This window comes from Sodalis sp. (in: enterobacteria) (assembly GCF_051710625.1).
Taxonomy (GTDB): Bacteria; Pseudomonadota; Gammaproteobacteria; order Enterobacterales; family Enterobacteriaceae; genus JBPESN01.
In genome coordinates this window covers 1-12,126 of record NZ_JBPESN010000069.1, presented here as the reverse complement: position 1 = coordinate 12,126, position 12,126 = coordinate 1, and the positions used below count along the sequence as shown (strand labels likewise).

Genomic DNA, 12,126 nt, shown 5'->3' with positions numbered 1-12,126 from the left:
GTTTGGCGCAGGTCCCCAGCTGCCTGAAACGGGGCGGCCTGCCGCTGTATCTCGATCAGCCCGGCGCCGGTGATACCGTCGTTATGGAATCTGATGATCCGCGCGCCTATCGTCGCTGCGGCGCCGGCGACGATAGGCGCGGCTGGAAACCTCGGTATCGATTTGGTTTTTATTACTGATTATCTATCACATCATCCGCCGCTAGATGTTCATTCAGCGGCGCCGCGTTGCGTTTGAGCGCACCAAACAGCGACGCGCGGAAATGCTGGCCCAGCGGGCGCGTAATGAGAAAAATTTGTCGCAATCGCAGCTCAATGAGGTCGCCGCCGAGGTCAATGAGAAGGTGCTGGATCTCGATACCATCAGCGCACAGTCGCTGTAACTGGTACGCTCAATTCTAACGCTGATTGCGCTGTTATCGGTAATTTTACTGTGGTCAGAGCTGCATTCGGCGTTTGGCTTTCTGGAAAACATCATCCTGTGGGATGACACTTCAACGAATCAGGGGGTCGATAGACCATCTAGCCGATTGCGCTCGGCGCGGTACTGATCGCTATCCTGGTCTTCATTCATTACCACCCAGATGGTGCGCAATTTACCCGCACTGCTCGAATTGGCGCTGCTGCAGCATTTGGATTTAACCCCCGGGACCGGTTATGCCATACCACCCTGACCAAATATGGCCTGATGCTGTTGGGCAAGCTTATCGGCTTTTCCATGTATCGGCTTTTCCATGATAGGTATCGAGTGGTCAAAATTGCAGTGGCTGGTGGCGGCCTTAGGCGTGGGGCTGGGGTTTGGTCTGCAGGAGATCTTCGCCAATTTTATTTCCGGCCTGATGATCCTGTTTAAAAAACCGATCCGTATCGGCGATACGGTGACCATTCGTAACCTAACCGGCAATATTACCCGGATTAATACCCGTGCCACGACGATCACCGACTAGGATCGGAAAGAAATTATCGTTCCCAACAAGACCTTCATCACCGAACGATTCGTCAACTGGTCGCTGTCGGATACCGTCATGCGCGTGGTGTTAAGGTCCCCCGCCCCGGCGGGCGCCAATATTGAACAGGTGACCCATATTCTGGTGCAGGCGCCGCGCCGCTGTCCGCTGGTACTGGAGTTGCCGGCGCCGGAGGCCTTTTTGGTGGATTTACAGCAAGGCTTGCCGCTGTTTGAGCTGCGTATGCATGCGGCAGAAATGGGACATCGTATGCCGCTGCTTCACCAAGTGCATGCATTGATTCTGGAAGGCTATCACGCCCACGGTATGGAATTGCCCTTCCCGCTTTTTCAGCCGCGCCGGGATTAGATCAAGGCGGATAATACACCGGGCAACCGCATCAAGCCGGAAAGTGGCTCGCCCTGATGGCCGGAGTACCTGCCCCCCGGCCAAGGCGGCTGAACGTTAGGCTCCCGCCGGCACCGCGAAGTCAAAACAGCGGTGTCGACGGACGCAGGCGGTAGCGGCGGCGTCGGGAAACGGGGGGAGCCTCTCCGTTACCGGCTGCGCCGGTCAGAAAAGCAGCCACAGCGATAGCGCTTAGGCGCGTTCTACCGCAAAGGCGATGACATCGCTTAAACGATCGGCCTTCAGCGCCAGCATGACCAGACGGTCCACGCCCAACGCCACCCCGGAACACTTCGGCATCCCCTGAGCCAGGGCCGCCAGTAAGTTTTCATCGATAGGCTGCTCATTCAGCTTCATCGCCGCCCGCTTGCGATTATCCTGCTCGAAGCGTTGACGCTGCTCGCGCGCGTCGGTCAGTTCACGGAAACCATTCGCCAACTCAATACCTTTGAAATACACTTCAAACCGATCCGCAACCCGATGATCCTCGGTGCTGATTTCAGCCAGCGCGGCTTGAGAGGCGGGGAAATGGTAAACGAAAGCCGGCTTATCGTGCCCGATATTGGGTTCCACCACCATCGCAAACAATAACTGCAGGAGCGTATCGCGATCATCCTCCACCGAGGCCGCTTCACCAAGTTCCCATTTGACCGCCGCGTCATACAGCTGCGCTTTGTCAGCCGATAAGGGATCGACTTCCACATGGCAGGTGAAAACCTGCTGATAGGAGAGCGTTTCCGCACTATCGCAATCGAGGATTTGCTGCAACAAATCGTCGACTTCATTCATCAGGCGGTACATGTCGTAATGGGGACGATACCACTCAAGCATGGTAAATTCCGGATTATGATAGCGGCCGGCCTCTTCATTACGGAAACTGCGGCACAGCTGGAAAAGGGGACCACTCCCGGCCGCCAGCAGACGCTTCATGTGATATTCGGGGCTGGTCATCAAATACAGCGGCATGCCGCCGGCCGCTCCCGGTCCGCTAAAGCACGTCTGGAAAGGCACCAGATGGATATCCGTCACCGTGGCCTGGCTCATCGCCGGCGTTTCCACTTCGAGTAATCCGCGATCGCTGAAAAACCGTCGAATCTGGCCCACAATTGCAGCGCGTTTTAATAAACCGGCAATAGGCGCGCTTGGTTGCCAGCTGGCCGAATCGCTCATAGCTTTCCCTCCGTTAAACAGCGGATGCAGTCTACCCGTATTTTTGAGCGCAAACAAACATCGCGGCGCGCTTTACAACCGCTGCCGCGCGCGCTCAGGCAGCGCGCTGACGCTTTCCATTATTAATACAACTAGATATCGGACTTGACCTCAGGCGCCGCTCGCGGTTTTTTATCCTCTCGGCACACTATTCCCGGCCAAATACTACACTTAGCATTCATTTCCCTCATGGATTTGTAGTGGCTGTAGTGGCTGTAGTGGCACACTGACAGGGGTGAGCGCGATAAATAATAGGCCAGGAATTGACCCCTGCCAACGGCAAAACCGGGCCCTGGGCGACGCACTAATCCTGGACCTGAAAAAGGCGGGTGTGGCATGGATTCTAGCTAACGCAGGAATAAAGGGACGGAAAGGGGTGGGAAGGAAACGGGAGAGTAAGGTGCACCATCGGTGAGAAGGGATACGGCCAACTACATCCTATGGCCGTATCGCCCGATGGGCATCGCCAGTGCAGAACCACCCGGGGCGCCGTCAAGGTGCCCTACGCTAAGGTGATACGTTGAACGCTACCGGAATGCCGTTACTGTGCTGCGCGCTGAATCGCCTTACCACCCGCAGAGACATCTTCGCCAAAGCCGCGGGTGGTATTACACCCGGCCAACGCCGTTAATGCCAAAGCGGCGAGCAGCAACAATCCAATCATCTTTGCCAACATGGTTCTCAGATCCCACGAATGCCAAAAATCAGTAACTGCCGCCACGAGGCCGGCGTTTTCCGCGCGGCCTTATTTAACTCGGGAGACATACTCGCCGGAGCGGGTATCGACTTTGATTATTTCGCCAATCTGCACAAACAGCGGCACTTTCACCACCGCGCCGGTGGTCAGCGTGGCTGGTTTACCACCGGTGCCGGCGGTGTCGCCTTTCAGGCCCGGATCGGTTTCCGTGATTTCCAGCTCCACGAAGTTAGGCGGCGTCACAGCAATCGGCTGACTGTTCCATAGGGTCAGCACACATTCGGCCTGTTCCACCAGCCATTTGGCTTTGTCTCCCACCGCTTTGGCATCGGCGGCCAGCTGTTCAAAGTTTTCGTTATTCATGAAATGCCAAAATTCACCGTCGTTGTACAGGTAAGTCAGGTTGATATCCATCACATCGGCGGCTTCCACCGAATCACCGGATTTGAAGGTTTTTTCCAGCACTTTGCCGGAAACCAGCTTGCGCAAACGGACCTGGTTGAACGCCTGACCTTTGCCGGGCTTCACGAATTCATTCTCAATGATCGCACACGGTTCGCCATCAAGCATGATTTTAAGACCGGAACGGAATTCATTGGTACTATAAGACTCCATGGTGGTCCTCTTAATATAAACTTGGTAATTAAGCCAAAAAATGGCACATATTATAACCCGAAATATGCCCGCTAGAGAAGATTGGTTACATCAACTTGCCGATGTCATTACCGACCCTGTGCAGCTTCTTCAGCTTCTCAGGCTTGAGGGGCACCCCGGCCTGCGCGAAGGCGCAGAGGCCCAGCGCCTGTTCCCGTTTCGCGTCCCCCGCGCTTTTGCGGCGCGCATGGTGACGGGCGACCCGGACGATCCGCTGCTGCGCCAGGTGATTACAGCGCGCGAGGAGTTTGATCTGGCGCCGGGCTATAGCACCGACCCGCTGGACGAACAGCACAGCGTGGTACCCGGACTACTGCATAAATACCAAAACCGCGTGCTGATGCTGGTAAAAGGCGGCTGTGCGGTCAATTGCCGCTACTGTTTCCGGCGCCATTTCCCCTATCAGGAAAATCAGGGCAACAAAACAAACTGGCGGCGCGCCGCAGCCTATATCCGCCAGCACCCCGAACTGAATGAAATCATCTTTTCCGGCGGCGATCCGTTAATGGCTAAAGATCATGAGCTAAGTGAGCTTATCTGCCTGCTGGAAGAGATCCCCCACCTGAACACCCTACGCATTCACAGTCGGCTGCCGGTCGTGATTCCCTCCCGTATTACCGCACGTCTATGCCAGCGATTGGCCGGCGGCCGGCTCAAGGTAGTGTTGGTAACGCACATTAACCATGCGCGCGAAATTGATGCCGCTCTGTGCGACAGTATGACACGGTTGCGCAATGCGCAGGTGACTTTACTTAACCAAAGCGTCTTGCTGCGCGGGGTCAATGATAACGCCGACACACTGGCGGCGCTGAGTGGAGCCTTGTTCGCCGCCGGCATTCTGCCCTACTACCTGCATGTTCTGGACAGGGTCCAGGGGGCGGCGCATTTCATGGTTGACGATAAGCAAGTACGGAAGATCATGCAGCAGCTGCTGGAGAAAGTCTCAGGCTATATGGTGCCACGACTGGCGCGGGAAATCGGCGGCGAGCGCAGCAAGACGCCGCTGGATCTGGGACTGCGGCAATGCTGATGGCATAATGGCGCGCCGTGTTACGCGCCAGTGCGCCTTGCATGGAGCATGCCGGGCTGCGCACTTTACCCGCGGCATGCGTCGGGTAGCGCGCCATGACCGGCTAAAGACCGACGGTGCACAGATGCCGGCAAACGCAAGCTATCGCTGCCACCTGGCATTACGGGCAGGTATAGACTTGCCTTTGTATTTTGCTGTCCAGCGGCACAAAACTTGCCAGGTAGGTTTCTTTCTTGCTGACCGAACTGGTGGCGCCGTAGATGACGTTGCAGCTCATCGCCGCCGCACGGTTTCTCAAATCATTGGCCGCGCCGCGCATGGCGCTGTTTTCGCCGTTTTGGCCGTTTTGCCCGGAAAGGCAGTTACTCTGGGTACCGGTAAGCTCGCCCAAAAGGCGGCAATCGCTGCCGGGCTGTTCACCGGTGAAACGCACCGACTGGCCGGCCGCCGTTAATTCATGTGTGCTGCTGCATCCCGCCACCAACAGACTGCCGGCACAAAGCATCATTAAGAATTTGGTCCGCATCTTTTTCCTCATGAGTTCTTGTAGGGTATGGCCAATTTGCTGTGTGCGCCACGCTTCCCGCCGTCGCGGCCTGCCCCCATTTGTTTGGCTAGCTGTTCTGTGGACGCCCTGAGTTTATACCCTAAAACTCGCTTCGTTGATAATTTTTTACCAAAAAAACAAAACCCCCGGCTTGCCGGGGGTTTTAGAGCAACTAACGGTAGCTGGGGGGATTACATCATACCGCTCATGCCGCCTGCGCCACCCAGGTCAGGCTTGTCTTCCTTCGGTAGGTCGGTCACCATACATTCGGTGGTGATCATCAGACCGGCGATGGAAGCTGCATATTGCAGCGCAGAACGGGTTACCTTGGTCGGATCCAGGATACCCATGCCGATCATGTCGCCGTACTCTTCGGTAGCCGCGTTGTAACCGGTATTACCTTCGCCCGCTTTCACCTTATTGGCGATAACGGAAGGCTCTTCACCGGCGTTGGCGACGATCTGACGCAGCGGCGCTTCCATCGCGCGCCGCGCGACTTTAATACCGACGTTTTGATCTTCATTGTCGCCACGCAGTTCAGCAATGCTGTTGGCTACGCGAATTAGCGCCACACCGCCACCGGCGACCACGCCTTCTTCCACTGCAGCGCGAGTCGCGTGCAAGGCGTCTTCAACGCGCGCTTTCTTCTCTTTCATTTCGACTTCGGTAGCGGCACCCACTTTGATAACCGCAACGCCGCCTGCCAGTTTGGCCACGCGTTCTTGCAGTTTTTCACGATCGTAATCGGAGGTGGCTTCGTCGCGCTGCTGGTTGATTTGCGCAATGCGGCCATCGATCAGCGCTTTGTCGCCCTCCCCGTCAATGATGGTGGTGGTGTCTTTGGTGATAACGACACGTTTAACCTGGCCCATATCTTCCAGGGTGGCTTTTTCCAGCTCAAGGCCGATTTCTTCGGAGATAACGGTACCCGCGGTCAAGATAGCGATGTCCTGCAGCATGGCTTTACGGCGATCACCGAAGCCCGGTGCCTTGACGGCGGCGACTTTAACGATACCGCGCATGGTGTTCACCACCAGCGTCGCCAGCGCTTCGCCTTCAACGTCTTCAGCAATGATTAGCAGCGGTTTGCCTGCTTTGGCAACGGCTTCCAGCACCGGCAGCATTTCGCGGATATTGGAGATTTTTTTGTCGGCAAGCAGAACGAACGGGCTTTCCAGTTCAACGGCGCCGGTTTCCGGCTTGTTGACGAAATAAGGGGAGAGGTAACCACGGTCGAACTGCATCCCTTCCACCACGTCCAGCTCGTCTTGCAGGCCGGAACCTTCTTCGACGGTGATGACGCCTTCTTTGCCCACTTTAGCCATGGCTTCAGCAATCAGGGTACCAACGGTTTCATCGGAGTTGGCGGAGATGGTACCTACCTGAGCGATAGCTTTGGAATCAGAGCAGGGCATGGACAGTTTTCTCAGTTCTTCTACGGCAGCGATAACGGCTTTATCGATACCACGCTTCAGATCCATCGGGTTCATGCCGGCGGCAACCGCTTTCAGGCCTTCGTTGACGATAGACTGGGCCAGCACGGTCGCGGTAGTGGTGCCGTCGCCCGCAGCATCATTGGCTTTGGAGGCAACTTCTTTCACCATCTGAGCGCCCATGTTCTCGAATTTATCTTCCAATTCGATTTCACGTGCAACCGAAACGCCGTCTTTTGTGATGACCGGCGCGCCGAAGGATTTGTCCAGAACCACATTGCGGCCTTTAGGACCCAGGGTCACTTTTACCGCGTCGGCCAAAACACTTACGCCGCGAAGCATTTTTACGCGAGCGTCGCTACCGAATTTTACGTCTTTAGCTGCCATTTTTATTTCCCTTAAATTTGTTCAGTTCAGATGATTACGCGCGGATTACTTCTCAACGATAGCCAGGATGTCGCTTTCGGACATGATCAGCACTTCATCGTTGTCGATTTTCTCAACCTTCACACCATATCCGTCATTGAAAATCACGATGTCGCCTACCTTCACGTCCAGCGCTTTCACTTCGCCGTTTTCCAGGATACGGCCATGGCCCACAGCCAGTACTTCACCGCGAGTGGACTTGCCCGCCGCGGAACCGGTCAGCACGATGCCGCCCGCAGATTTGGCTTCGACTTCTTTACGCTTGACAATAACGCGATCATGTAATGGACGAATGTTCATTGATAGCTCCCCTTAAGAAAGTCTGTATCAGTTTTTTTGGGATGAATGCCCGGCATGAGGTTATGCCCGGCTTCATGGTGATTAAGATGGGGGCAATCGGTGAGGCTTCAAGGGGGTAAAAAAAAATTTTTTTGGCCTCTTTTTTTCGTTATTTCTCGTCGTTGCGCCGGTCGTTTAACCTGTCGTGAGGAAGGTCATGGCTATAATATTCTCACTTGAAGGTGTCTTCCCCGGTCCCCGGCCCACGTTGGAAACGCAGATAGGGCAACAGGCGCAACGTCAACAGGTTCTGTATCGGCGGCAACAGGAGCAGCAATCCGAGAAAATCGATGAAAAATCCGGGTAACAGCAGCAAAAATCCCGCCAGCAGTAGTGAAATGCTTTCGATCATCTCGCCGGCGGGGCTCTCTCCGCGGGCCAATTTGACCTGCATCTGCCCCAAAATACGCAGCCCCTGGGCGCGTACCAGCGATACGCCGATAAAAGAGGTGGCGATCACCAGCAACAACGTCGCCAGCACGCCAAGCACATGAGCGACCTGTATAAAAAGGGTAATCTCAATGTAGGTGATGATAAGAATAACGATTAACGGTATCCAGCGCACCAAATTCTCCTGTGTTGTCGATTTCGGCGGCGAAAAACGCCGGCCGAAAGGGCAAAAATTCGCCACCGCAAAAAATGAGCCTTGTTGCCGGCTTGTCTTAGTGTAATGGTATCCCTTAAGACACTTTTCAAGCGAGACGCCGGGTCGTGGCCTGGCAGGATAATATGCCCCTGACGCTAACTGATTAAATAAAAACGATTAACTAAGCGTGATCGACTTAATGGTCTTGTCTTAATGACAGAATATAATAGCAAAAATAAAACCAACGTCAGTTCAAGACACTGCAAAAAGTAGATATTAACCCATTTCCTTTTAACATTAATGATAAAGACCGACAATTACAAGGAAGACGCATGTTAACTCTCACCCGTATCGAAGAAGACCTGCTAGGCACCCGCGAAGTGCCGGCTGACGCCTATTATGGCATTCATACCCTACGCGCCAGCGAGAATTTCTACATCAGCAACACACGTATCAGCGATATTCCTGAGCTGGTACGCGGCATGGTGATGGTCAAAAAAGCCGCCGCGCTGGCCAATAAAAGATTGGCAGACGCTGCCGCGCGATATCGCGGATATCATCGCCTGCGCCTGCGATGAAGTGCTGGTCCGTGGCCGCTGCATAAATCAGTTTCTGGTAAATGTATTTCAGGGCGGCGCCGGCATCTCGGTCAATATGAATACGAATGAAGTGCTGGCCAATATCGGCCTCAAACTGATAAGCCATCAGAAAGGCGAATACCAATTCCTCAATCCCAACGATCATTTAAACTTATGTCAGTCCACCAATGACGCTTATCCCACCGGGTTTCGCCTGGCGCGGTTTATCACGCGCTCCAGCGCCTGGTGGAAGCGATCGATTACTTGGGGGCGGGCTTTGAGCAGAACGCGCAGCAATTCGCCGGTATCTTGAAAATGAGCAGAACACAGCTGCAGGACGCTGTCCCCATGACGCTCGGACAGGAATTCCCCGCGTTTAACGTGTTACTCAAAGAGGAAAACAAAAACCTGCTGCGCACCGCGGAATTGCTGCTGGAAGTGAATCTCGGCGCGACCGCCACCCGTACCCGGCTCAATACCCCGAAGGGGTATCAGGCGCTGGCGGTGAAAAAACTGGCGCAGATTAGCAGCCTTCCCTGCGTACCGGCCGAGGATTTGATTGAGGCCACTTCCGACTGCGGCGCCTATGTCATGGTCCATAGCGCGTTGAAACGCCTGGCGGTGAAGCTATCCAAAATCTGCAACAACCTGCGGCTGCTGTCCTCAGGGCCGCGGGCAGGCCTCAACGAAATCAATCTGCCCCAACTGCAGGCGGGATCGTCGATCATGCCCGCTAAAGTCAACCCTGTACTGCCGGAAGTGGTGAATCAGGTGTGCTTCAAGGTCATCGGCAACGATACCTGTATCACCATGGCGGCGGAAGCGGGTTAGTTGCAGTTGAACATCATGGAGCCGGTTATCTCGGCCCGGCGATGTTCGAGTCTTTGCATATTCTTACCAATGCCTGTTACAACCTGCAGGATAAATGCATCGGCGGCATCACTGCCAATCAGGCCATTTGCGAGCAATATGTCTTTAATTCCATCGGCATCGTGACCTATCTCAACCCGTTTATCGGCCACCACAATGGCGACATCGTCGGCAAAATCTGTGCCGAGACCGGGAAGAGCGTGCGGGAGGTCGTGCTTGAGCGCGGTCTGCTTAGCGCCACGCAGCTGGACGATATTTTCTCGCTGCAAAACCCGATGCATCCGGAATACAAGGCCAAGCGCTATCCCGACGACACCCCGTCCTGAGCCCTGCACTGTCGCCGGCGGCGCGAACAGGCTATAATGCCCGCCGGCATTTTCCATACAAGGGATGATAATGGCAGATAACCCAGAGGGCAAGGCGGGCGGGAAACGCCTACAGGCCGACGATCCAGGCTGGCGCCTCATCCTTTGCACTGCGCCCGATGACGCCTGTGCTTGCGCCATCGCCCGGCGCTTACTGGCCGACAAACTCGCCGCCTGCGTCACGGTGCTGCCCGGTGCCACGTCGCTCTATTACTGGCAGGACGCGCTCGAACAGGAGGCCGAAGTGCAATTGCTTATCAAAAGCCATGCGGCCCAGCAACAAGCGGTGTTCGCGCAGATCAAAGCCCATCATCCCTATCAAACCCCGGAGTTATTGGTCCTGCCCGTCATAGGCGGCGATCCCGATTATCTATCATGGCTCAACGACGTTTTACGCTGATATTGCTGGCATGGCTGACGTGCCTGCTGCCGCCGCTGCCCGCCCATGCCGCCTTGTTCGGCAATTCTCACGGCAACCAGTTCATTCCTGCGGAACAGGCGTTTCGCTTCCATTTCCGCCAGCAGGGTTCACGATTAACGCTAAGCTGGGACATCCATCCCGGCTACTATTTTGTACCGCCAGCAGATTCGGCCGGAGCCGGTCAATGCGACCCCGGCGCCTTCACGTTGCCTGCCCCGGTAGCTGCCACCATGACGAATTTTATGGCAATGTGGCTATCTACCGCGATGAGCTGAATATTACGCTACCGCTGGTGCAGGCCCAAAACGACAGTCAGCTTCGCGTCACTTGGCAAGGCTGCGCGGAAGCAGGCTTTTGCTATTCGCCGGAAACCCAGGTGATCCCTCTGTCGGCCATAGCCGCGGCACCGCCGGCGGCCAGGGCATTATAACTCCGGAGCCCTCGCCCCAAAGCAATAACCTGCCCTTCTCCCCGCTGTGGGCGCTGCTTATTGGGATTGGTATCGCCTTCACACCCTGCGTACTGCTGATGTATCCGCTGATTTCCGCGGTGATTCTGGGCAACCGGCTGCAACTCAGCACCCCCCGGGTGTAGTGGCACACTGAATTTGGCCACCTGAACAGAGGTGATATGCTCACCTCAGAACAACACGGGTGCACCAATGAAAAGAAGAAATTTTAGTCCTGAATTCAAACGCAAATCCGCTCAACTGGTTGTCGACCAAAATTACACCGCCGCGCCAGCAGCAAAAGCCATGGACGTCGGCTTTTCTACGATAACGAAATGGGTAAAACAACTGCGTGAGGGGCGACAGGGGAAAACGCCAAAAACCTCTCCCATAACCCGGCACAAATCAAAATACGTGAGCTCAAGAAGAAGGTACAACGCATTAAAATGGAAAACGAAATATTAAAAAAGGCTACAGCGCTCTTGATGTCAGACTCCCTGAACAGTTCTCGTTAATCGGGAAACTCAGAGCGCATTATCCTGTGGCCACACTCTGCCACGTGTTCAGGGCTCATCGCAGCAGTTACAAATACTGGAAAAGTCGTCCTGACAGGCCAGACGGCAGGCGAACGGTATTGCGCAGTCAGGTTCATGAACTGCACAATATCAGCCATGGTGCAGCTGACGCGAGAAGTATCGCCACCATGGCAACCCAGAGAGGCTTCCGCATGGGGCGCTGGCTCGCAGGCAGGCTCATGAAAGAGCTGGGGCTGGTCAGTTGTCAGCAGCCGACGCACAAGTATAAGCGTGACGGTCAGGAGCATGTTGCGATCCCGAATTATCTTGAGCGCCAGTTCGCTGTAACGGAGCCAAACCAGGTATGGTGCGGCGAGGTGACGTATATCTAAACCAGGAAACGCTGGGCATACCTTGCGGTTGTTCTTGATCTGTTCGCGAGGAAACCGCTGGGCTGGGCTATGTCGTTCCCCCCGGACAGCAGACTGACCATCAAAGCACTGGAAATGGCATGGGAAACGCGTGGCAAACCAGCCGGAGTGATGTTCCACAGCGATCAGGGTAGCCACTATACGAGCAGGCAGTTCCGACAGTTGCTGTGGCGTTACCGGATCAAACAAAGCATGAGTCGGCGTGGTAACTGTTGGGATAACA

9 protein-coding genes and 4 pseudogenes are annotated in these 12,126 nt (G+C 55.2%); 6 read left to right on the top strand and 7 right to left on the bottom strand.

What is annotated here, in order from left to right:
• A pseudogene (locus ACTBDU_RS13670) lies at positions 1-1,315 on the top strand (mechanosensitive ion channel domain-containing protein); the annotation flags it as partial.
• A 231-nt stretch (positions 1,316-1,546) separates the two neighbouring features.
• On the opposite strand, the gene epmA reads toward ACTBDU_RS13670, so the two are convergent.
• The 3 genes from epmA to efp all read right to left on the bottom strand — a co-directional run bounded on the left by epmA (position 1,547) and on the right by efp (position 3,875).
• A complete protein-coding gene (gene epmA / locus ACTBDU_RS13665; RefSeq protein WP_438806839.1) occupies positions 1,547-2,524 on the bottom strand; it encodes an elongation factor P--(R)-beta-lysine ligase in 978 nt (325 codons plus the stop codon).
• Positions 2,525-3,104: 580 nt separating this feature from the next.
• Positions 3,105-3,239: an entericidin A/B family lipoprotein gene (locus tag ACTBDU_RS13660; protein ID WP_438806841.1), complete on the bottom strand. Its 135-nt coding sequence runs from the start codon at positions 3,237-3,239 to the stop codon at positions 3,105-3,107.
• A gap of 69 nt (positions 3,240-3,308) precedes the next feature.
• Positions 3,309-3,875, bottom strand: coding sequence for an elongation factor P (gene efp, locus ACTBDU_RS13655; RefSeq protein ID WP_438806838.1), 567 nt, complete (start codon positions 3,873-3,875; stop codon positions 3,309-3,311).
• A 40-nt stretch (positions 3,876-3,915) separates the two neighbouring features.
• Between efp and epmB the strand changes: the two genes are divergently transcribed.
• Entirely contained in the window at positions 3,916-4,944 is a 1,029-nt protein-coding gene (gene epmB / locus ACTBDU_RS13650; RefSeq protein WP_438806837.1) for an EF-P beta-lysylation protein EpmB, read from the top strand.
• Between the two features lie 160 nt (positions 4,945-5,104).
• Here epmB and ACTBDU_RS13645 read toward each other — a convergent pair whose 3' ends face one another.
• From ACTBDU_RS13645 to ACTBDU_RS13630, 4 genes are all read right to left on the bottom strand, one after another.
• Positions 5,105-5,470 carry a DUF4156 domain-containing protein gene (locus ACTBDU_RS13645; RefSeq protein ID WP_438806836.1) on the bottom strand — a complete coding sequence of 122 codons (366 nt, stop codon included), beginning with the start codon at positions 5,468-5,470 and terminating at the stop codon, positions 5,105-5,107.
• Positions 5,471-5,682: 212 nt separating this feature from the next.
• Positions 5,683-7,311 carry a chaperonin GroEL gene (gene groL, locus ACTBDU_RS13640; protein WP_438806835.1) on the bottom strand — a complete coding sequence of 543 codons (1,629 nt, stop codon included), beginning with the start codon at positions 7,309-7,311 and terminating at the stop codon, positions 5,683-5,685.
• 45 nt (positions 7,312-7,356) lie between these two features.
• The gene (locus ACTBDU_RS13635; protein ID WP_438806834.1) at positions 7,357-7,650 is read right to left on the bottom strand and encodes a co-chaperone GroES; all 294 of its coding nucleotides are present in this window, start codon (positions 7,648-7,650) and stop codon (positions 7,357-7,359) included.
• Between the two features lie 211 nt (positions 7,651-7,861).
• Complete coding sequence (locus ACTBDU_RS13630) at positions 7,862-8,254, bottom strand: FxsA family protein (RefSeq protein WP_438806840.1); 393 nt, start codon at positions 8,252-8,254, stop codon at positions 7,862-7,864.
• A 353-nt stretch (positions 8,255-8,607) separates the two neighbouring features.
• On the opposite strand from ACTBDU_RS13630, the pseudogene aspA reads away from it, so the two are divergent.
• From aspA to ACTBDU_RS13610, 4 genes and pseudogenes are all read left to right on the top strand, one after another.
• Positions 8,608-10,049 (top strand): annotated as a pseudogene (gene aspA, locus ACTBDU_RS13625) (aspartate ammonia-lyase).
• 64 nt (positions 10,050-10,113) lie between these two features.
• The gene (gene cutA, locus ACTBDU_RS13620) at positions 10,114-10,488 is read left to right on the top strand and encodes a divalent cation tolerance protein CutA (protein ID WP_438806833.1); all 375 of its coding nucleotides are present in this window, start codon (positions 10,114-10,116) and stop codon (positions 10,486-10,488) included.
• Positions 10,464-11,100 (top strand): annotated as a pseudogene (locus ACTBDU_RS13615) (protein-disulfide reductase DsbD domain-containing protein); the annotation flags it as partial. The gene cutA and the pseudogene ACTBDU_RS13615, both read left to right, overlap by 25 nt.
• Positions 11,101-11,170: 70 nt before the next feature.
• Positions 11,171-12,126, top strand: a pseudogene (locus ACTBDU_RS13610) (IS3 family transposase); the annotation flags it as partial.

Excerpts from the sequence above, each read along its gene's own strand:
- epmA (WP_438806839.1), bottom strand. The coding sequence starts at position 2,524 with ATGAGCGATTCGGCCAGCTGGCAACCAAGCGCGCCTATTGCCGGTTTA.
- ACTBDU_RS13660 (WP_438806841.1), bottom strand. The coding sequence starts at position 3,239 with ATGTTGGCAAAGATGATTGGATTGTTGCTGCTCGCCGCTTTGGCATTA.
- efp (WP_438806838.1), bottom strand. The coding sequence starts at position 3,875 with ATGGAGTCTTATAGTACCAATGAATTCCGTTCCGGTCTTAAAATCATG.
- epmB (WP_438806837.1), top strand. The coding sequence starts at position 3,916 with ATGGCACATATTATAACCCGAAATATGCCCGCTAGAGAAGATTGGTTA.
- ACTBDU_RS13645 (WP_438806836.1), bottom strand. The coding sequence starts at position 5,470 with ATGCGGACCAAATTCTTAATGATGCTTTGTGCCGGCAGTCTGTTGGTG.
- groL (WP_438806835.1), bottom strand. The coding sequence starts at position 7,311 with ATGGCAGCTAAAGACGTAAAATTCGGTAGCGACGCTCGCGTAAAAATG.
- ACTBDU_RS13635 (WP_438806834.1), bottom strand. The coding sequence starts at position 7,650 with ATGAACATTCGTCCATTACATGATCGCGTTATTGTCAAGCGTAAAGAA.
- cutA (WP_438806833.1), top strand. The coding sequence starts at position 10,114 with ATGATAATGGCAGATAACCCAGAGGGCAAGGCGGGCGGGAAACGCCTA.